Here is a 19,841-nt window from a genome sequence, read left to right on the forward strand (position 1 = left end):
GCACCTGGGAGGTGCGCCGGGGCCGCGGCCGGGATGTGGGTGCTCAGCCCATCATCGAGCCGGTGGCACCGCTCGCCAGGGCGGCCAGACCGGTCGGGTCCTGGCAGTCGTCCGTCGGCGGGACGTGCGGCGGCGGGGGCAGCTCCGGCGGGCAGTCGTCGACCGGCGGGGCCGGCGGCGGACAGTCATCGGTCGGCGGGACCTGGTGCGGCTGCGGGGCCTGGTGGCCCGGGTGACCCGGCTTCGGCAGCTCCACTCCGTCACCGTTCACGCAGGTGTTGCCGAACGTCGGGTTGATCGCCGCGATGACGTTCACGGTGTTGCCACAGACGTTGACCGGCACGTGCACCGGCACCTGGATGTTGTTGCCGGAGAGCACGCCGGGCGAGTCGACGGCGGCGCCGTCCGCCTGGGCGGACGCGAACGCCTGGCCCCCAACCGAAACCGAACCGCCGAGAATGGCGGCGGTGACGACCGCACCCTTGGTGAGCTTGTTCACTGGTAGTTATTCCCATCGATCGATAGACAGTGGAACCGGGGTTCCACGACGTCCAACGCGCGAGGGGGATACCGGTGACGGGGGGCGCGCGGTCTTCCCTCATAAGTAGCAAGCCGCGCAGGCGAGAACGCCGGACCGCACCGACACGGGGACCGCGGACGTCCGCGGTCGGTTCAACGAGCCGGACGGCGATCGATCACGCGATCACGCGCCCGCGATCGCCTTGTGGTGGTGAATCACCTCGGCGACCAGGAAGTTGAGGAACTTCTCCGCGAAGTCCGGGTCGAGCTTGGCGCTCTCGGCCAGCGCGCGCAGCCGGCGGATCTGTACCGCCTCGCGCGCCGGGTCGGCCGGCGGCAGCCGGTGCTCGGCCTTGAGCACGCCGACCCGCTGGGTGCACTTGAACCGCTCGGCCAGCAGGTGGATCAGGGCCGCGTCGATGTTGTCGATGCTGTCCCGCAGGTCCAGCAGCTCGGCGGGCTTGTCGGGCGCCTCGCCCGACCTTTCGTCAGTGGTTCCGTTGGCCATAACGGGTGACCCTACCCGGCGGCCTCGCGCGTGCGGAGGCACGCACGCCGACGGGCCCGCGCCGGCTCCCCGACACCCCGTCCCCGGGCCCACCGAGCGATCCGAGGAAAATGTCACCACCTGTCATCTCTCGTTCTGCCAGGTGTCACATCGCCACCTGCGGGGGACCCTTTGAGTACGGTCCGCGCCGTCGGCTGTCCCTGCCGTGTCGCGACGACCGTTCGGCCGTACTCGTGGGATGCGGGCGGAACTGCGGTAGGGGGCGAACGACATGATGGAGGAAGTGCGTCTGACGCCGAACGAGCGGCGGATGCTGGAGGAGATCGAGTACGAGCTGCGCAAGGACGAGGAGTTGGACCTCGCGCTGCGCACGATGCGTCCTTCCCGCAACCGTCGGCGCGGCGGTCCGCGCGGCCGGGTCGTCCCGGGCGCGGGCTCGATGCCGGCCTCGGGGCGCGCCCGCCGAAGGATGCGCCGACCGACACTCTCCGGCACCTGGCACGTGCTGTTGCTCGTCGTGCTGTTCGCGGCCGTGTTCGCGGCGCTGATCACCACGTCCGGCGCCTACCTGGTGGTGATCGCGTTCGCGCTGATCATCATGGGCTGCACCACCACGCTGGTCTGGCTGTGTGTGTCCTTCCTCCTGCGCCGCGGAGGCGGCGGCCGGACCTAGGCCCTGTCCGTCGCGGGAGGCGAATCACCGGGCACGATGGTCGCGGCCGGCGGCCGTGCGGCCGAGGCCGCGACCGCGGGCCGCGACCGTCAGCGTGCCCGCCGGAGCGGCCACACCGAGCAGCAGCGCGGCGTCCAGCGCGCCCATCCCGCCCCGCCCGATCGAGTAGAACACCAGCGCGAGCGACGCGAACATGCACATCAGCACCGCGGCCGTCATGCGCTCGGCGCGGCGCGCCCGGGTGAGCAGCCACAGGCAGCCGCCGAGGCCGACGAACAACGTCGCCAAAGCGGCGATCGCGGTGGTGGTCATCGCGTCTCCTGTCTTCCTGCTGCGTTCGAACGGGTCCTGTTCCGGCGGTCTACCCGAGGCGACCGCGATGATGCGCGACCCCACCGGAATCGAATCCTAACCGGCATGTACCCCCATGGGGTATACGATCGGGGCATGACACCCACCACTGCCCCCTGCGGCGGCATCGCGCGCCTGGACCTGCTCCGACGCGCGGGGTCCGCGACCGTTCGAGTGACACTCGCCGTCGAACGTTGCCGACGCGCCTGCGCCCGGCGACGCGGGTGATACCGCCCACCCGGGACCCGCGCGGGATGGATCGGCCCGCGCCGGCCACCGTGCGTAACATCGTCGTTACGCTCACGTCGAAAGCCGGAAACGGTCGGGCTGTTCACTCCGGGTGAGATCGGTTCCACTCCCGGGACCGGGCCCCCGACCCAGGTGACGGCGCGAGATGACGACACAGGACCGTACGACGGCGCCCCCGCGCCCCGGCCGACCGCCGTGCCCGGGGGTGATCCGATGACGCCGGACTCGCCGGTGGCCGACGTGGTGATCGTCGGGTCCGGCCCCGTGGCCATGGCGATCGGGTACGCGTTCACCCAACGCGGGATGCGCGACGTGCTGGTGTGCCCGGCCGGGAGCGACGACGCGGCGGCGCTCGGCGTCTTCGGAGCCTTCGGGGCCTTCGGCGGCCCCGGGCCGGGCGGCGGCGCCGTGTACCGCCCCGCGACCGCGCCCGCGCTCGCGGCGATGGCCGAGGCGGGCATCCGGCTGTTCGAGAACGCCTCGGACGAACTCGGCGAGGACGTCGGATTCCGTCGCTGCGGTCGACTGGTCGCGGTGGCCGCCGCGGATCCGGACGCGCCCGACGCGGGTGTCGGGACGCCCGGCGCCCTCGACATCGGCGTGCGGCGAATGTCGCCCGGGGAGGCCGGTACACACTGGCCCGAACTGATCGTCGACGCGTGCACGGGCTTCACCCACGACCCCGGCGCCGGATACGCCGACACCCGACGCACCGCCCACGCCTTCGCCCGCGCGGCCCGCCGCGCCGGCGCCGCGTTCCTGCCGCGCGCGCCGGCGGTGGGCCTGTCGGCGCGCCGGGACCGGATCACCGGGGTGCGCCTGGGCGACGGCCGCGAGGTGGCGTGCGGCACGGTCGTGGTGGCCGCCGGGGTCGACGCGCCCGCGCTGCTCGCACCGCTCGGGGTGAGCCTGCCGCTGCGCTCCGCCCGTGAGGTGGCGGTCCGGGTCCGGGTCGGCCGGGCGCTCGGCGAACGACCGGTCCTGGTCGACCCGTCCGGCCACTGGCTGCGCGCGGACGGTCCGGACCGACTGCTCGTCGGCACCCCCGACCCGGGCGCGGCCGGCGCCGACCCGGCCGCGCACGCCCTCGCCCACCTGGCGGCCCGGCTGCCGGGCCTGCCCGACCCCGTCCCGGAGGCCGTGTTCGACATCCGGCGCGACGCCGGGCCCGATCACCTGCCGTTGATCGGATCGACCGGACCCGACGGGCTGTTCGTCGCGGCCGGCTGCGACGAGCACGGACTCGGCGTGGTGCCGGCGGTCGGCATGCTGACGGCCGATCTGCTGTGCGACGGCGCGAGCGGCCGACCGGACATCCCGGCCGGCGACTTCCGCCCGGACCGCCCGGCGGGAGTCCTCAGTCCCGGTCGGGCGTGAAGAACGGCAACACCCGTTCCTCCCCCGTCGGTCGCAGGTCCACCCGCACCCGCATCCCCGAATGGATCTCCGCCGGTTCGACCTCGACCAGATTGGTGAGCATGCGATAGCCCTCGTCCAGATCCACGATCGCCACCGCGTACGCGCCGCCGAACGAGCGCGTCTCGGGCCGGCGCACCACGGTCCAGCTGTACACGCTCCCGCGCCCGGCGCTGGTGGCCCACTGGAGCGCGCGCGACGAGCAGCCCCGGCACATCTCGGTGGGGGCGAAGTTCGCCGTATCGCACGCACCGCACCGCTGATAGCGCAACTCGCCCGATTCGGGCGGGATCCGCACCGACGCGGCAGGAGAGACGGGTACACCGATCTGCGGTCCCAACACGGGTGTCACGGCCTTTCTGGTCGAACATGCCTCGTCGAGTTCTGCGGGCCCGCCGGCGGTCGAACACGAGCCCCGGCTGCATGCTCGCGCACCAAGCGCCCGGTTGCCGAATCGACCGCCCATCCGTTCCCGTTCCGAAATCGGGCCACTCGAAGAGAGGACGTCGACAGGACTTCTCGGCCAAGTCGAAGACATGGCTTGCGTGATTGGCGCAGGATGGGTAGCGCAAGTGATCCGCCACGGCGCGTAATCGATCCGCGCGGGCTCGGGGTGGGGACGCACGGCAGAGAGGTTGCGCGATGACGGCAGGACGCACGGCAGCGCGCCCGGAAGGCACGGGGCGCGAGCACACACCCGACTCCACCTCCCCGGCGGAGCCCATGCCCCTGGTCGAGCGCGATCTCCTGCAACACGAACTCCGCGAACAACTGGCCGCGGTGCGGGAAACCGGCACGGGCCGCGTGGCGATCGTCAAGGGTGTGGCCGGCATGGGCAAGTCGGCCGTGCTGGAGTGGGCGAAGCTCACCGCACGGGCCCAGGGCTTCGACACGCTCGTGGTGACCGGCTATCCGCTGGAGCGGGTTCGTGTCTACGGCCTGGTGAAGCGGCTGTTCCAGGATCTGAACGGGATCGCCCAGCACACCGCGAGGGAACGACTCGGCGAGTGGTACGGGATCATCGCGCCGATCTTCGGCATCATCCCGCGCCAACCGGCGGAGCCACCGGACCCGGAGAACGTCCTCAACGGCCTCGACGCGGTCATGCGCGGCTACCTGACGTCGGATCGCGGGCCGCTGCTCATGGTGGTGGACGACGCGCACTGGGCCGATCCCTCCTCGCTCGCCTGGCTGGCCAAATTCGCCGTGCAGATCACCGAGTTGCCAATCCTGATCATCGTTTCGTATCGGCACGACGAGGTCGACGAGCAGCTGTGCGAATCGCTGGACACGCTGGAGCGGATCGCGGTCGCCGGGCTCGGCAAGCTCGCACCGCTCACCCTCGAAGGCGTCACCCCGCTGATCCGGCAGCGCTTCGCCGGCCGCCGGGTCGACCCCGAGTTCGTCGAGCACTGCCACCGCTGCTCCGAGGGCCTGCCGCAGACCCTGCGCGAACTGTTGCGCTTCGTCGAGGAGAAGCGGATCCCGCCGACCTCCGACGCGCTCGCGCAGCACGGCCGCGCGATGAGGCAGCACGCCGTCTACGCCTACCACAAGGGTCAGTTCGACGAGCGGTTCGGGCGCCTCGCGCCCGATTCCCGCAAGGTGGCGCTGGCCGCGGCGATCCTGACTCCGCATCTGACGGTCGGGCGTGTCGCGCGGTTGGCCGGACTGAGCGGCGACGCCACCCGCGCCGCGGCCGCGGACCTGCGCAGGCGGGAGATCCTGACCGCCGTCGACGACGAGGATCTGCCCTGGGGCTTCACCCACTCGTTGGTGCTGCGCGCGGTGTACGACCACTGCTTCGAGGCGAACGACCGTTGTGTGATGCACGCCCAGGCGGCCCGGGAATGTCTCGCGTCCGGTGTCCCGAAGGCCGGTGTGACGTATCTCGAACACGCCCTCGCCGAGGTCGCGCCCAGGGAGATGCGCCCGCTGATCCACTACAACATCGGCCGCGCGCACTTCGTGAACGATCCGCCGGCGAGTCTGGAGCCGCTGCAGCAGGCCCTCGAAGGCTGCCCGCCCGGGGATCTGCGCACCAACATCATTTGTGAGCTGGGCCGTTCGCTGGCCTTTTGCGGTCAGCTCGACAAGAGCATCGAACTCCTGGACCGGGAGATCAGGAAGACCCCGGTCGGCCAGACCCGACAGCGGCTCTACGCCGACCTGTTCATGTGGGCCGCGTTCTGGGAGAACGACGCGAGTTTCGCGTCGCGGGCGCACGACCTCCAGCGGTTGACCGTGCGGCTGAACACCGAGAGCGCCACCACCCGCACGAACTACTCACTGTTCGCGCTGGTCGCCTGGTACGGCGTGCTCAGCGGGCGCCGGCTCCAGACCACCACCAAGTTCGCCCGGGCGGCGCTGGGTCCCGAGCTGCCGAACAAGGAGCGCAACGGCTTCAGTTGGGTCGAGGAGGGCTGGGGCTTCGAGATCCCGATGGTGCTCACCCTGACGTTCATCTACTGCGACCTGTTCAAGGAGGCCCGCGAACTCCTGGAGCGCGGCATGGCCGAACTGCGGGCCAACGGCCGCCAGCGCTCGCACCTTTCCTACGGCCACGCGTTCCGGGCGATGCTGCACTACCGGATGGGCCGGCTCAAGGAAGCGCGCCAGGAGGCGGAGACCGGCCTGGCGATGGCGATGGACCTCGGGGAGAACACCCCGTCGAAGTGGTACGCGGCGGGTGTGCTGATCCAGACCCTGATCGCCCAGGGCGATCTCGAAGGGGCCGAAGACACCTGCCATCGCATCGGTTTCGACGATCCCGCCAAGGTCGATCAGTCGGCCCGCGTGTTGCCGGTGCCCGCGATCGTGCTCGCCGAGTTGCGGATCGCCCAGGGCAGGCACCACGAGGTGATCCGACCGCTGACCGAACTCGGCGAGCGGCTGCGTGCCCAGGGCATGGACAACCCGGCGTGGTGCCCGTGGGGCCTGCTGCTCGCGGAGGCGTTGAACGCCGAGGGCCCGCAGCAGGACCAGGAACGGGCCAAGGAGGTGGCGAAGCAGGCGGTCGCCCGCGCCGACACCTTCTACGCCCCGGTGGCCGCCGGCCAGGCCAAGCGGGTGGCCGGGGAGGTCGAGGACAACGTCAACGCGCAACAGGCGCTGTGGGACGCGGCGGTCGCCCTGGAGGGCGTCGGCGCCGAGTACGAATACGCCAAGGCGCTGCTCGCGTACGGCGACCGGCTGCGCAAGGACGGTCACAAGCCGGACGCGATCGGCGAGTTGGAGCGGGCCCGGATCACCGCGGCGAACTGCGGCGCGATCCCGCTGCAGACCCGGGCGACGAAGATGATCGAGGCCCTGGTCGGCGGCAACACGCTGCCGGCCGACCACGGACGGGCCGACTCCGAGGAGTGGGTCGAGGAGTACACCGGCGGCTACAGCCCGTTCGGCATCCCGCACCGCGACGACTCCCGCCCGGACGCGGACGCGGATCGCACCGAGACCTGGCCCTTCCGCGGCGGCCCGACGCGCGGCTCGGAGCTGTAGCGGGCCGCGCCGTAGCGGGCCCGCGATCGGGGTGGGCGGCCCGCGATCCGGGCCGCCGGGAGCCGCCGCGCGGCTCGCTCCGAGCCGGATCGACGCCCGGTCCGGCCCCGGCTCGACGCGTCGGGGCACGGTCGACCGGCGCTCGGTGTCGGCCCGGGCCTTCGGTACGGTAGCGGGGTGATCGACACTGCTGCTTCCTCCCCCGTTGGTGCCGTCGCCGCCGGCCTCGCCACGATCGCCGCCGATGGCACCGTCCTGGACACCTGGTACCCCGCGCCCGAGCTGACCTCGGGCGACGCCGACGGCAAGACCGAGACGGTGCGGCTGTCGGCCGACGAGGCCCTGGCCGCGCTCGGCCCCGACGCGATCGCGGGCCTCGGCGCCGACGCGGTGCGCGGGGTCGAGGTCGTCGCCGTGCGCACGGTGATCGCCTCGCTGGCCGCCGCGCCGGTGGACACCCACGACGCGTACCTGCGCCTGCACCTGCTCAGCCACTGCCTGGTCCGCCCGCATGGGCAGAGCCTGGAGGGCCTGTTCGGCCTGCTCCCGAACATCGCCTGGACCAACCTGGGCGCGGTGCCGGTGGACGGCCTCGCCGCGGCCCGGCTGCGCGCCCGCGCCGCGCGCGTGCCGTTCGAGGTGGCCGGGGTGGACAAGTTCCCCCGGATGACCGAGTTCGTGGTGCCCGCCGGCGTCCGGATCGCCGACGCCACCCGGGTCCGCCTGGGCGCGCACTTGGCGCCCGGCACCACGGTGATGCACGAGGGCTTCTGCAACTTCAACGCGGGCACCCTCGGCGCGTCCATGGTCGAGGGCCGGATCAGCGCCGGCGTCGTGGTCGGCGACCACAGCGACATCGGCGGCGGCTCGTCGATCATGGGCACGCTGTCCGGCGGCGGCAAGGAGACCATCTCGGTCGGCGAGCGCTGCCTGCTCGGCGCCAACGCCGGCATCGGCATCTCGCTCGGCGACGACTGCGTCGTGGAGGCGGGCTGCTACATCACCGCCGGCACCCGGGTGACCACCCCGGACGGCACGGTGGTCAAGGCCGCCGAACTCTCCGGTCGCGACGGCCTGCTCTTCCGCCGCAACTCGGTCACCGGCACGATCGAGGCGATCGCCCGGACCAAGTCGTGGGGCGCGCTGAACGAGGACCTGCACAAGAACGACTGATCCGGCGCCGTGTTGCGCGGTGGTGGTCCCGAGCGGGGTCGGCGGCGAACAACGGCCGCCGGCCCCGCTCGCGTCGTTCACTCCTCGACGAGGTCGGCGGGGCGGCCGCCCGTGGCCACCGCGCGGATCACCTTGCCGGTCGGCGTCCGGGGCAGCGGCTCGGCGCGCAACTCCCAGTGCGCCGGCACCTTGAAGTGGGCCAGCCGCTCGGCCACATAGGCGCCCAGCTCGGCTGCGGTGATCGGGCTGCCCTGGGCCGGGACCACGATCGCCTTGACCTCCTCGCCCCACTCCTGGTGCGGTACGCCGACCACCACCGACTCGGCGACGTCCGGGTGTGCGTCCAGGCAGTGCTCGATCTCGGCCGGGTAGACGTTCTCGCCGCCGCGCAGGATCAGGTCGCTGCGCCGAGTGGCGAGGTGGAAGCGGCCGGCGCGGGCGAAGCCGAGGTCGCCGGTGCGCAACCACCGGTCCGGCGTGAGCGCCTTCGCGGTGGCGTCCTCGTTGCGCCAGTAGCGGCGCATCACCAGCGGGCTGCGGATCCACAACTCGCCCTCGACGCCGTCGGGCTGTTCGGTGCCGTCCTCGTGACGGATCGTCACCTCCACCGTCGGCACCGCCGTCCCGATCGCCCCCGGCTCGCCCTCCAGTTGCGCGGCGCCCGCCGTGGTGGCCACCCCGCCGGACTCGGTCAGCCCGTACCCGACGCCGAGCGCGCCCTTGGCGCTCGGGAACACCTCCTGGAGCCGGCGCACCAGTTCGGGCGAGAACGCCGCGCTGCCGCCGCCGAGGCGCACGATCGAGGACAGGTCGTGCCGCGCGGTGTCGGGATGGTTGACCACCCGCCAGCCGAGCGTGGGCACCAGCGACCACGTGGTGCACCGCTCGCGCTCGATCAGCTCCAGGAGCCGCGGCACCTCGAAGCGCCCGGAGTAGAGCACCATCGTCTGCCCGCCGGCCAGCGCCGCCACGGCGCCCGCCAGCAGGCCCGAGACGTGGAAGAAGGGGCTGTTGACCAGCCATCTCCCGGGCGGCGCCTGGGCCCGTGCGGCGGCGGGCAGGTGCGCGCTCGCCCGGGCGGCGAGCAGCGCCTGGAGGTTCTGCATGGCCACCACGTTGCGATGGGTGAGCACGGCGCCCTTGGGCCGGCCGGTGGTGCCGGAGGTGTACAGGATCAGCGCGGGGTCGTCCTCGTCGGCGGCGCCCGGCGGCAGGTCGGCGTCGGGGGCGTACTCGGTCAGCGCGGCGAAGTCGCCCTCCATCTCCACCACGGGCAGGCCTGTTTCGCCCGCGGCGGCGACCGCGCCGCCCAGCCGCTCCAACCGGCGCCGGTCGGCGATCAGCACGGTGGGCGCGCAGTCCGCGACGGCGTAGCGGATCTCGTCGGCGGCCCACCACCCGTTCATGCCCACCGCGATCGCGCCGAGCGCCGCGGCGGCCTGGAAGGCGGTCAACCACTCGGGCCGATTCGCCGCCAGGATCGCCACCCGGTCCCCCGGACCGACCCCGAACCGCTCGCGCAACGCGTGCGCGGTCGAGGCGACGTCACGCACGTGTCGAGTGAAGCTGATCCGGCGGTCCTCGTGGACCAGATACTCGCGATCCCCGTATCCGCGTGCCCGCTCGACGAAGGCGGTGATCGAGCGGGGCCGTTCGGCCAGGACGCGCAGCGGGACGCCGAGCACGTCCTCCTCGACGAGCGCGAACGGGCCGTCGGGGGCGGTCAGGGCGGCGAGTACGGGATCGGGCGCGGCTGCCGCGGACCCCGCGGAACTGGAGGTGGCCATGGCGGGGACCCTAGAATCCTTGACCGAGTCATTCAAGCGATCCGCGATGTGATCTGCGCATGGATGCGACGAGCCCGCGACAACGCACGAGGGCGACCCGCCCCTCGGCGGATCGCCCTCGTGCCCCCTCCCCCATCCCCCCGGATGAAAGTTCGTCGGCCCGAAAGACTCGAAAGACTCGACACAGTCGAATGAGTCGAATCGACCCGGAAGACCGGATCGGGCCCCGGCCTCAGCCCACGTTCTCGATCCCGGCCATGCCCTTCTCCACGTCCAGCACCTCGACCGAGGAGACCTTGCGGCCGGTGTTGCTCTGCGCCCACTGCTTGGCCTCGTTGGCGAGCTTGCCCGCCTTGTCCATCCGGGCGCTCTCGGCCGTCGGGTTCTCGCCGAGCGAGACCTCGGCGGGCAGTGTGGTCATGACGGCGATGTCGTAGCCGGAATACGTCTTGGCGATCCGGACCTTGGTGACCAGGGAGCCGTAGGTGGTGGTCTTCAGCTTGGCCAGCATGTCGGCGGCGTACTTCTCCGAGCCGGCCCTGTCGCCGTCCTTCTCCGCGCCGTTCTCGATCCCGGCGCTGCCCTTCTCCTTGTCGAGCACCGACACCGACGAAATCGTCAGCGTGGCCGAGTCCTGGGTCCACTGCAACGCCTCGACGGCGAGTTTCCGCCCCTTGTCCATGCGGGCGTTGGCGCCCTTGATGTCCTCGGTGATGGAGACCTCGGCGGGGAGTGTGGTGTTGATGGTGACCTCGTACCGCTCGTACTGCTTCGCGATCCGTACCTCGGACACCACACCGCCGTGCTTGGTGGTCTTCAGGTAGGCCAGCAGGTCCTGGGCGACCTTGTCGGTGCCGCCCTTCGGCTCGCTCTTGTCGCCCTTGTCGCTCTTCTCCGTCTTGGCCGGCCCCGCGCCGGGCGCCGCGCTCGCGTCCGCCGCGCCGGTGGTCTTCGGCGACTCGACCGTCGCGCTGGACGCCCTGCCCTCGTTCTTCTTCGGGCCGCACGCGGCGAGCGAGCCGGTCAGGGCGATCGTCGCGGCGACCGCCACGGTGGTGATCAGGCCCCGGCGCCGGCCCCGCGGGGTCGCGGTCGATGCGGACTGCCGGAGAACGGTCGGCCGGGGAGCGATCGGGGACATCGGGTTTCCCTTCGGAAGCACTGCTCGGAGTCACTGCTTGGCGTCACTGCCCGGAGGCACTGCGGAGGCAGGCGGCGGTGCGGGTGTTTCCGGGGATGCACCGTGCTGCCTGGGTCAATAGAAACAGTAGCTGTGAACGCTGTCAACACGTCTTCTGGCTCGTCATCCCGTTGCTTCTCTATGATTGACTTCTCGTGGTTCACACCCCAGGTCTGAGGAGGAGACGGTGCCCACCAGCCCCCAGGTCACCGCTGCCGAGATCGCCCGCATCGCGGGTGTCGGGCGCGCCGCCGTGAGCAACTGGCGTCGGCGCTTCGACGACTTCCCGCGACCCGTGGGCGGCAGCGACGCGAGCCCCACCTTCGCGCTGGCCGACGTGGAGGGCTGGTTGCGCGCGCAGGGCAAGATCGCCGAGGTCGCGCCCGAGGAACGGCTGTGGCGCCTGATCGCGGCCGACGGCGACGTGGCCGACCGGCTCGCCGACATCGGCGAATACCTGCTCGCGGGCGCGCCCGCGCCGATCGGCCCGCACGCCGATCGACTCCGCGCCGCCGGCGACCTCGCCGCGACCCGGGGCGCGCCCGCCGTGTTCGCCGACCTGTACGCCCGCTTCGCCGAGTCGCCCGCCGGCCCCGGCGGCGCCACCCCCGCGGCCACCGTCGCGCTGATCGCCGAACTCGCGGGCGCCGGACGGGAGAAGCCGGTCACCGTACTCGATCCCGCGACCACCCACGGTGACCTGCTGCTCGGCTTCGTCCGCACGGCGCGCACACTGCGCGGGCAGACCGAGGCACCGGCCCTGGCCCGGTTGATCCGGGTTCGCCTGGCGCTGCGTCCGGACGCCGCACCGGACACCGACGTGGCCATCGCCGAGGGCGACGGACTGCGCGCCGACGCGTGGCCCGGCGCCCGCTTCGACACCGTCGTGGGCAACCCGCCGTTCAACGACCGCAACTGGGGGCACGACGAACTGGCCTACGACCAGCGCTGGGAGTACGGCCTGCCGCCGCGCACCGAATCCGAGCTGGCCTGGGTGCAACACGCGCTCGGGCACACCGAGGCGGGCGGGCGGGTGGTGCTGCTGATGCCGCCGGCGGTGGCGGCCCGCGGCTCCGGGCGTCGGATCCGGGCCGAACTGCTGCGCCGGGGCGCGCTGCGCGCGGTGTTCGGCCTGCCCGCCGGCGCCGCGCCACCGTTCGGGGTGGCGCTGCACCTGTGGATCCTGGAGCGCCCCGGCGAGCACATGCCCTCACACTTGCTGTTCGCCGAGCTCGACGACCTGGCGGACCCCGTCGCGGCGGACACCGCGCTGCGCGCCTGGCGCGACTTCCGCGCCGATCCGGCGGGCCTGGCCGAGATCCCGGGCCGACACCGCGCGGTCCCGCTGATCGAACTCCTCGACGACAACGTCGACCTGACCCCGGCGCACAACCTGCCCGCGCAGACCGACGTGAACGTCGCCGAGCGGGTACAGGACACCCGCGCCCGGCTGCTCGCCCTGCTGGCCCGGCTGCCGCACCTGGTGCCCGCCGTGCCGGCCGCCGAGGAGGGCGCCGGGACGTGGCGCTCGGTCGCGCTCGCCGACCTGGCCCGCACCGGCGCGGTCACCCTGTACCGCAGCGCGTCGCGGGCCGGGCGGGTCGGCCACGAGACGCCCCCCGGCCCGACCGTGCCGATGCTCACCACCACCGACCTGGCCGCCGCCGTGCCGCCCAGCGCGCGCCTGTCCGCGGCCGAGGCGGACGAGGCGCAGCACCCCCGGATCCACGCCGGCGACGTCATCGTGCCGACCCTGCTCGGCGGCGACGAGCACGGCTGGGCGAGCGCGGTCCGAGTCGCCGGGGCGGCCGAGCAGGGCGCGGTCCTCGGGCCCAACCTGCACCTGCTGCGCCCCGACCCGGCCGCGCTGGATCCGTGGTTCCTGGCCGGATTCCTGACCGACCCCGCGCACGCGCGGCGGGCCGGCTACGGCTCCAGCATCGTGCGCGTCGACGTGCGGCGGATCGAGATCCCGCTGCTGCCGCCGGACCGGCAGCGCGCGTACGGCGAGACCTTCCGCGCGCTGCGCGCGTTCGTCACCGACCTGCGCGGCGCCGCCGCGCTCGGCGAGGACCTGGGCCGGGGCCTGCTGGAGGGCCTGACCGCGGGCCTGCTGCGACCGCCGGGGTAGCCGGACGGCGGGCTCTCAGCGCCCCTCCAGGGCCCGCAGCACGCCCCGGGAGCGGTCGGCGGGCTCGGCGGCGCGGAGCGGGCCCGACGGGGTCAGCCCGGCCGCCGCGGCGGTCCAGTCGGGGCCGGTGTAGCAGCGCACCAGGGCCTCGGCGGCGGTGCGGTGCACATCGCCCATCGAGTACAGCTCCTCGCCCGGGACGATGCGATGCCGCCGCCGCCCGGCCGCCCGCGCCTCCCGCTCCGGCCACCGCGCGTGCACCACCACGCGCGGCTCGTCGACCGGCTCCGGCGCGGCCAGCGTGGAGAAGGACAGCGTGTACGGCAGCAGCGGGCCGACCAGGTCGCACAGGCCCCACAACACCGCCTCCGGGTCCGGCACGCCGTCCGCCTCGGACAGCGCGAAGGTCTCGTCGGGCCGGGCGAGCACCGCCGCGACCACGTCCGTCAGCACGTCGGCGTGTTTGCCGGCACGGGCCCGCAGGCGGGGCGCGCAGCGGGCCAGTTCGGCGTCGAGCACCTTCGGGTCGATCCGCGGCGAGGGCCGACCGGTGGGCTGCTCCAGGGCGCCCGGATCCCCCGAGGCGGCGAGCGCGAGCGTGTGCCGGGGCCCGGTGAGCGAGACCGCGGCGGGGTCGGAGCGGGCCGGGGCCATCAGCACCAGCGCCCGGCCGGGGGTGCGCCGGATCAGCGTGGGCCGACCGCCGAGCAGGCCGAACCGGACCGCGGGCCGGTCCGCCGTGCGCCCTCCGCCCGGTTCGGGGTCGATCATCGGCGCCAGCACCGGGTGCCACCGGCGCAGGTCGGCGTCGGCCAGGGACGAGGCGAGCACGCCGGCCGGTCCCGCTCCGGGCAGGTCGTAGAGGATCCGGTCCAGCATCGGCGCCCGCGCCGACCGGTACGGCTCGCGCGTGTAGGGCCGGGTGGGCGCGGGCGCGGGCATCGGCCGGGTCGGCTCGGCGGGCGACGGCCGGTCCGGTGCCGTGCGATGGGCCCCGCCCGGGCGCGGCCGCTCGGGCGTGGGCGCGCGCACCGCCTCGGGCTCCGGCGCGGGGCGCGGGGCGCGCGGCCGGGGCGCGTCCACGGCGGGCCGGATCCGCCGCTCGTGCTCGTGCAGCAGGTCCAGCACCGGCCGGGGCAACCACGCGGCGGCCTCGTACGGGCGCCGGCGGCCGGTCAGCAGCTCGGCGAAGTCGGCCACCACCCGCTCCGGCGTCGGCCGACGATCGGCCCGGCGGCGCAGGCACGACTCGACCAGCGGCAGCAGCTCCGGCGGCAGCCCGCTCAGGTCCGGGTCGCGGTTGCGCACGGCACTCATCACCCGCATCGCGCTGCCCTGGTACGGCGCGTGCCCGGTGCCCGCGAACAGCAGCGTGGCGCCCAGCGCGTACACGTCGGAGCGGACCGTGCCGGATTCGCCCTCGACCTGCTCGGGGGCCATGTACGCGATCGTGCCGACCAGGTTGACGGTGTCCTGGTCCTGGGCGAGGGCGAGCCCGAAGTCGATCACCTTCGGCCCGTCCAGGGTGACCAGGATGTTGCCCGGGGCCAGGTCACGGTGCACCAGACCCGCCCCGTGGATCGCGCCCAGCGCCTCGGCCACCCCGGCGGCCAGCCAGCGCACCGCGTCCGGCGGCAGCGGGCCGCACTCGTCGACCACCTCGCGCAGCGACGGCGCCGGCACGTACGCGGTGGCCAGCCAGGGCCGCGCGGCCGCCGGGTCGGCGGCCACCACCGCGGCCGTGAACACCCCGCTCACCAGCCGCGCCGCGTGCACCTCGCGGGCGAACCGCCGACGGAAGTCCTCGTCGTGGTCCAACTCGGCCAGGATCGTCTTGATCGCCACCAGTCGACCCGCCGGCGACAGCCCCAAAAAGACCCGGGCCATGCCGCCGCGGCCCAGCCGGGACAACACCCGGTAGGGCCCGATCCGGCGCGGATCGTAGGCGTCCAGGGGCGCCGGCCCCCGTCGTCCGTCGTCGGTCACGCAACGTCCCCCCGGCTGCCCGATCGTGTGCCCTCATCATGACGCCGCATGGGTGACCCCCGAAGCGGGAAGCCGAAACACAGGGCACCGTCGCGACCCGAGCCGGCGGTGACCAAGGGCGTTGCGACCCGGCACCCTGGGTCAGGTGACGCGGCTCACGGTTTGTCGCCCAGGTGGGAGGTGGCTGCGAGGCCGCCTCGTGCGCCTGCTATTCGTACTGATGCACACATGTCACAAAGACCGGAACCGCACGGACACGATCCGGGTGGCTGCCGGAGCCTGAGCCGAGAAGTAGGGGACCCCCATGAGCGAGGACTCGGTAGTACTGCGCCACCAAGGAAACGAGCACACCTTCCCGCTGATCGAGGGCACCATCGGCGACACCGCCATGGACATCTCGACTCTGCGCGCCAAGACGGGGCTGGTGACCTACGACGGAGGGTTCGTCAACACCGCCGCGTGTAAATCGGCGATCACCTTCATCGACGGCGAGGAGGGCATCCTCCGCTACCGCGGCTACCCGATCGAGCAGATCGCGGAGCAGGGAACCTTCCTGGAGACGGCGTATCTGCTGATCTACGGCGAGTTGCCGTCGGTGAGCGCGCTGGACAACTTCCGGGACGAGATAACCCAGCACACGCTGCTGCACGAGGACGTCAAGCGGTTCTACGACGGCTTCCCGCGCGACGCGCACCCGATGGCGATGTTGTCGTCCGTGGTGTCCGCGCTGTCGACGTTCTACCAGGACAGCCACAACCCGTTCGACGAGGAGCAGGTCCGGCTCTCGGCGATAAGGCTGCTGGCCAAGCTGCCGACGATCGCGGCCTACGCGTTCAAGAAGTCGGTCGGCCAGCCGATGCTCTACCCGGACAACTCGCTCGGCTACGTCGAGAACTTCCTGCGGATGACCTTCGCCGTCCCGGCCGAGTCCTACAAGGCGGACCCGGTCGTGGTGGACGCGCTGGACAAGCTGCTCATCCTGCACGGCGACCACGAGCAGAACTGCTCGACCTCGACGGTGCGCCTCGTCGGCTCCAGCCAGGCGAACATGTTCGCGTCCATCTCGGCCGGGATCAACGCGCTGTGGGGCCCGCTGCACGGCGGCGCCAACCAGCAGGTGCTCGAGATGCTGGAGCAGATCAAGAACGACGGCGGCGACATCGACGCCTTCGTGAACAAGGTGAAGAACAAGGAGGACGGCGTCCGCCTGATGGGCTTCGGCCACCGGGTGTACAAGAGCCGCGACCCGCGCGCCACGATCATCAAGAAGGCCGCCGACGACGTCCTGTCCCGGATGGGCAAGAAGGACGAACTGCTCGACCTCGCGATGCAGTTGGAGGAGCGCGCGCTGGCCGACGACTACTTCGTCGAGCGCAAGCTCTACCCGAACGTGGACTTCTACACCGGACTGATCTACCGGGCGATGGGCTTCCCCACCGAGATGTTCACGGTGCTGTTCGCGATCGGCCGGCTGCCGGGCTGGATCGCGCACTGGCAGGAGATGATCGCCGACCCGAAGGCGAAGATCGGCCGTCCGCGCCAGGTGTACACGGGCGTCGCGCTGCGCGACTACACCCCCATCGGTGCCCGCTGACCCGGATCGAACACCCGACGACGATCCCGGAGTCGAAGGTCGCGAACCGCGGTTCGCGAGCGGCGGCTCCGGGATCGTCGCGTGTCCGAGGTGTCGAGGGTGTCGGGGCGGGCGCGTTCGCCCGCCCCGCGCTCAGCCGTTGGTCCCGACCGACGGGCCCTTGCCGGTGACCGCGTCCAGGACGTACAGGTGGCGGTCGGCGCTGCCCACGAAGAGCAGGCCGTCGGCCACGATCGGCGAGGTCACCCGACCGCCGGTGGTGAACCGCCAGCGGGGCTCGCCGCCCATGCCGACCGCGAGCACCGAGCCGTTGCTGCTGCCCGCGTACACCATGTCCTCGGCGACCACGGGCGAGGTCACCCAGCCCTCGGCGCCGTAACGCCACACGCAGCGCGTGGTGTTGACGTCGACCGCGTACAGGCCGCCGTCGCCGCTGCCGAAGAAGGACAGGTTGCCCGAGGTGGCCGGTTGGGCGACCGGGCCGCCCGCGCCGAACCAGCCGCGCATCGCGCCGTCGCCGGCGTTGAGCAGGTACAGGTACTGGTCGGTGCTGCCGACGTGCACGATCCCGTTGGCCACCGTCGGCGAGGACACCCAGCCGCCGGTGGGGAAGCGCCAGCGGCACCAGCCGGTGGCCGCGTCCAGCGCGTAGACGCAGCGGTCGCTGGAGCCGAAGTAGACCGTGCCGTCCACGACGGTGGGCGAGGTGGCCCAGCCGCCGGTGGGGAACCGCCAGCGACAGCGCCCGGTGGCCGCGTCCACGGCGTAGAGCGCGTTGTCGCTGGACCCGAAGTAGACGGTGCCGTCGGCGACCACGGGGGCGGCCACGACCTCGCCGCCGGTGGGGAAGCTCCAGCGCCACTGCCGCGAGGTCAGCTCCAGGGCGTAGACGTGGTTGTCCTGGCTGCTGAGGTACATCAGCTCGCCGTCCACGGCCGGCGGGTGCGACCAGCCCGAGGAGTCGAACCGCCACTCGCGCGTGGCCAGATGCAGGGTGTGCAGCCCGTTGTCGTTGCTGTGCACGTGTACGCGGGCGGTCCGTCCGGAGCCCGCGCGCACCGGCGGGGTCAGGATCTCGCCGGTCGCGGCGAACCGCCACACCGGCGCGGCCTCCATGCCGCCGGTGGGGGTGCGCGGCGGCGTGGGGTGCTGGCGGGGCACGTCGGGGCCGCTCTCCGGCCACGTGACCGGAGAGTTGGGTATCGGGGCGGGCGGCCGGGCCACCCGCTCGGTGGGCAGCGCCGGCGAGGGGGAGGACGTGGACACCGGTCGTCCCGAGACCGGTCGCGAGCCGCCCGGCGGGCCGCCCGTCGGCGAGTTCGTCGGCGGGGCCGGCGGCCGGGGCGGCGGCTTGCGGGTCGGGTTCGTCGGGGGACGCTGCGGCGGTGGCGGCCGGTGGGTCTCCGGGCGCGGCGCCGGACGCGGCTCCTGGCGGACCTGGTTGGGCAGTTTGCCCATGTTGTTCGGGTCCGGGCGCACGTTCTCCGGCAGTTCGGGCCGCTGCTCGCCGTCGGGCTCGACGAGTTCGCGGACCGGCGGCGTGCGCGGGCCCATCGTCGGCCGGTACTGGCTCTCGAACCGCTGCACCATCGCCGACGCGTTGTCGGGCAGCTGGCTGTCCGCGTCGCTGTCGTCCAGGAGCGGGGCGAGCTGGTTGAGCAACTGGGTCGGGCTCGGCCGGTGTTCGGCGGCGCGCTGCATGCACAGGTTGACCAGGCCGGTCAGCTCGGTCGGCAGCCCCTCCAGGTCCGGCGAGCCGGTGACCAGGCGCAGCAGCGCCTCGGCGGGCTTGCGGTCGGGGTAGGGCGAGTGCCCGGTGGCCGCGTACACCAGCGTGGCGCCGAGCGAGAACATGTCGCTGGCGGGGGTGATGTCGCGCACACCCTGCGCCTGTTCGGGCGACATGTACGCCGGGGTGCCGACCGCGACGCCGGTCATGGTGAGCGAGCCGAAGTCGGCGGCGCGCGAGATGCCGAAGTCGATCACCTTGGGGCCGTCGCTGGCGACCAGCACGTTGGACGGCTTCAGGTCGCGGTGCACCAGGCCGGCGGCGTGTACCGACTCCAGCGCCTCGGCGATGCCGGCGGCCATCCAGCGCACCGCGCGCGGCGGCAGCGGGCCGCAGGCGCGGACCAGCGACTCCAGCGAGGGCGCGGGTACGTACGCGGTGGCCAGCCACGGCACCGCGGCGTCGGGATCGGCGTTGACCACGGCAGCGGTGAACACGCCGCTGACCCGGCGGGCCGCGGCCACCTCCTGGGCGAAGCGCGCGCGAAAGCCCGGGTCGCCGCCCAGCTCCGAGCGGATGGTCTTGATCGCGACCAGTCGCCCGAAGGGCGAACGCCCCAGATAGATACGGCCCATGCCGCCGGCACCGAGTCGGCCGAGCACCGCGTAGGGGCCGATCCGCTCCGGATCCCCCTTGGCCGGTGGCTCACCCGGCCATCCGTGTTCCGTCACAATCCCCCCGAAGTCGCTCCACCGCCCATCATCCCCGCCGAGCGGCTGTTTCGACAGGAACAGGCGGGAGGAGTGCCACGGCGCCGGTCGTCCCGTCGTCGCGATAGAGGTGCCCCGGGGCGGAGCACCCGCTGCCTGTCGCAGGGTACCCGCCTGCTCGCTCTGCCGCCCACGCCGCGTCCCGCTTGGACCGAAACACGGGGGAATCCCCCAGGCGTCGATCACGAAGAGTGGCCGCCGAAGCGGAAATTACTCTACCGATCGGTGCTTTTCGGACGTGTCGCACCTCCGGACCGCGAACACCCGGGCCGGTTCG

Annotated in this window: 14 protein-coding genes; 6 read left to right on the forward strand and 8 right to left on the reverse strand. The window is 73.0% G+C overall.

From position 1 onward, the window contains the following. Positions 1-43: 43 nt before the first annotated feature. The gene (locus ACFRCG_RS38145; protein ID WP_380040168.1) at positions 44-499 is read right to left on the reverse strand and encodes a chaplin; all 456 of its coding nucleotides are present in this window, start codon (positions 497-499) and stop codon (positions 44-46) included. A gap of 204 nt (positions 500-703) precedes the next feature. After that, the gene (locus tag ACFRCG_RS38150; RefSeq protein WP_126642106.1) at positions 704-1,027 is read right to left on the reverse strand and encodes a chorismate mutase; all 324 of its coding nucleotides are present in this window, start codon (positions 1,025-1,027) and stop codon (positions 704-706) included. Between the two features lie 271 nt (positions 1,028-1,298). Here ACFRCG_RS38150 and ACFRCG_RS38155 point away from each other — a divergent pair, with 271 nt between their 5' ends. Further along, positions 1,299-1,700 (forward strand): hypothetical protein, encoded by a 402-nt coding sequence (locus ACFRCG_RS38155; protein WP_380040170.1) that lies wholly within the window; start codon positions 1,299-1,301, stop codon positions 1,698-1,700. Between the two features lie 24 nt (positions 1,701-1,724). Here the strand turns inward: ACFRCG_RS38155 and ACFRCG_RS38160 are convergent, their stop codons facing one another. Further along, the gene (locus ACFRCG_RS38160) at positions 1,725-2,012 is read right to left on the reverse strand and encodes a hypothetical protein (RefSeq protein ID WP_380040172.1); all 288 of its coding nucleotides are present in this window, start codon (positions 2,010-2,012) and stop codon (positions 1,725-1,727) included. 501 nt (positions 2,013-2,513) lie between these two features. Here ACFRCG_RS38160 and ACFRCG_RS38165 point away from each other — a divergent pair. Then, positions 2,514-3,677, forward strand: a complete 1,164-nt coding sequence (locus ACFRCG_RS38165; protein WP_380040174.1) for an NAD(P)/FAD-dependent oxidoreductase — start codon at positions 2,514-2,516, stop codon at positions 3,675-3,677. Here the strand turns inward: ACFRCG_RS38165 and ACFRCG_RS38170 are convergent. After that, entirely contained in the window at positions 3,658-4,068 is a 411-nt protein-coding gene (locus tag ACFRCG_RS38170; RefSeq protein WP_380040176.1) for a Zn-ribbon domain-containing OB-fold protein, read from the reverse strand. The genes ACFRCG_RS38165 and ACFRCG_RS38170 overlap by 20 nt on opposite strands. A 290-nt stretch (positions 4,069-4,358) precedes the next feature. Between ACFRCG_RS38170 and ACFRCG_RS38175 the strand changes: the two genes are divergently transcribed. After that, entirely contained in the window at positions 4,359-7,214 is a 2,856-nt protein-coding gene (locus ACFRCG_RS38175) for an ATP-binding protein (RefSeq protein WP_380040178.1), read from the forward strand. Positions 7,215-7,391: 177 nt separating this feature from the next. Continuing rightward, positions 7,392-8,387, forward strand: a complete 996-nt coding sequence (gene dapD, locus ACFRCG_RS38180; RefSeq protein ID WP_380040180.1) for a 2,3,4,5-tetrahydropyridine-2,6-dicarboxylate N-succinyltransferase — start codon at positions 7,392-7,394, stop codon at positions 8,385-8,387. 77 nt (positions 8,388-8,464) lie between these two features. On the opposite strand, the gene ACFRCG_RS38185 is transcribed toward dapD, so the two are convergent. Continuing rightward, positions 8,465-10,174: a class I adenylate-forming enzyme family protein gene (locus tag ACFRCG_RS38185; protein ID WP_380040182.1), complete on the reverse strand. Its 1,710-nt coding sequence runs from the start codon at positions 10,172-10,174 to the stop codon at positions 8,465-8,467. 232 nt (positions 10,175-10,406) lie between these two features. Then, positions 10,407-11,315, reverse strand: coding sequence for a hypothetical protein (locus tag ACFRCG_RS38190; protein ID WP_380040184.1), 909 nt, complete (start codon positions 11,313-11,315; stop codon positions 10,407-10,409). A gap of 226 nt (positions 11,316-11,541) precedes the next feature. On the opposite strand from ACFRCG_RS38190, the gene ACFRCG_RS38195 reads away from it, so the two are divergent. Next, positions 11,542-13,485: an N-6 DNA methylase gene (locus ACFRCG_RS38195; RefSeq protein ID WP_380040186.1), complete on the forward strand. Its 1,944-nt coding sequence runs from the start codon at positions 11,542-11,544 to the stop codon at positions 13,483-13,485. A 15-nt stretch (positions 13,486-13,500) separates the two neighbouring features. Here the strand turns inward: ACFRCG_RS38195 and ACFRCG_RS38200 are convergent, their stop codons facing one another. Beyond that, positions 13,501-15,471: a protein kinase gene (locus ACFRCG_RS38200; RefSeq protein WP_380040188.1), complete on the reverse strand. Its 1,971-nt coding sequence runs from the start codon at positions 15,469-15,471 to the stop codon at positions 13,501-13,503. 304 nt (positions 15,472-15,775) lie between these two features. Here ACFRCG_RS38200 and ACFRCG_RS38205 point away from each other — a divergent pair, with 304 nt between their 5' ends. After that, positions 15,776-17,065 carry a citrate synthase gene (locus ACFRCG_RS38205; protein ID WP_380008331.1) on the forward strand — a complete coding sequence of 430 codons (1,290 nt, stop codon included), beginning with the start codon at positions 15,776-15,778 and terminating at the stop codon, positions 17,063-17,065. A gap of 132 nt (positions 17,066-17,197) precedes the next feature. On the opposite strand, the gene ACFRCG_RS38210 is transcribed toward ACFRCG_RS38205, so the two are convergent. Then, complete coding sequence (locus tag ACFRCG_RS38210; protein WP_380008334.1) at positions 17,198-19,525, reverse strand: PQQ-binding-like beta-propeller repeat protein; 2,328 nt, start codon at positions 19,523-19,525, stop codon at positions 17,198-17,200. Positions 19,526-19,841: the final 316 nt, after the last annotated feature.

The sequence above is a fragment of the Embleya sp. NPDC056575 genome (genome assembly GCF_042793325.1).
Classification (GTDB): domain Bacteria; phylum Actinomycetota; class Actinomycetes; order Streptomycetales; family Streptomycetaceae; genus Embleya.

Excerpts from the sequence above, each read along its gene's own strand:
- ACFRCG_RS38190 (WP_380040184.1), bottom strand. The coding sequence starts at position 11,315 with ATGTCCCCGATCGCTCCCCGGCCGACCGTTCTCCGGCAGTCCGCATCG.
- ACFRCG_RS38175 (WP_380040178.1), top strand. The coding sequence starts at position 4,359 with ATGACGGCAGGACGCACGGCAGCGCGCCCGGAAGGCACGGGGCGCGAG.
- ACFRCG_RS38150 (WP_126642106.1), bottom strand. The coding sequence starts at position 1,027 with ATGGCCAACGGAACCACTGACGAAAGGTCGGGCGAGGCGCCCGACAAG.
- ACFRCG_RS38155 (WP_380040170.1), top strand. The coding sequence starts at position 1,299 with ATGATGGAGGAAGTGCGTCTGACGCCGAACGAGCGGCGGATGCTGGAG.
- ACFRCG_RS38165 (WP_380040174.1), top strand. The coding sequence starts at position 2,514 with ATGACGCCGGACTCGCCGGTGGCCGACGTGGTGATCGTCGGGTCCGGC.
- ACFRCG_RS38185 (WP_380040182.1), bottom strand. The coding sequence starts at position 10,174 with ATGGCCACCTCCAGTTCCGCGGGGTCCGCGGCAGCCGCGCCCGATCCC.
- ACFRCG_RS38160 (WP_380040172.1), bottom strand. The coding sequence starts at position 2,012 with ATGACCACCACCGCGATCGCCGCTTTGGCGACGTTGTTCGTCGGCCTC.
- ACFRCG_RS38205 (WP_380008331.1), top strand. The coding sequence starts at position 15,776 with ATGAGCGAGGACTCGGTAGTACTGCGCCACCAAGGAAACGAGCACACC.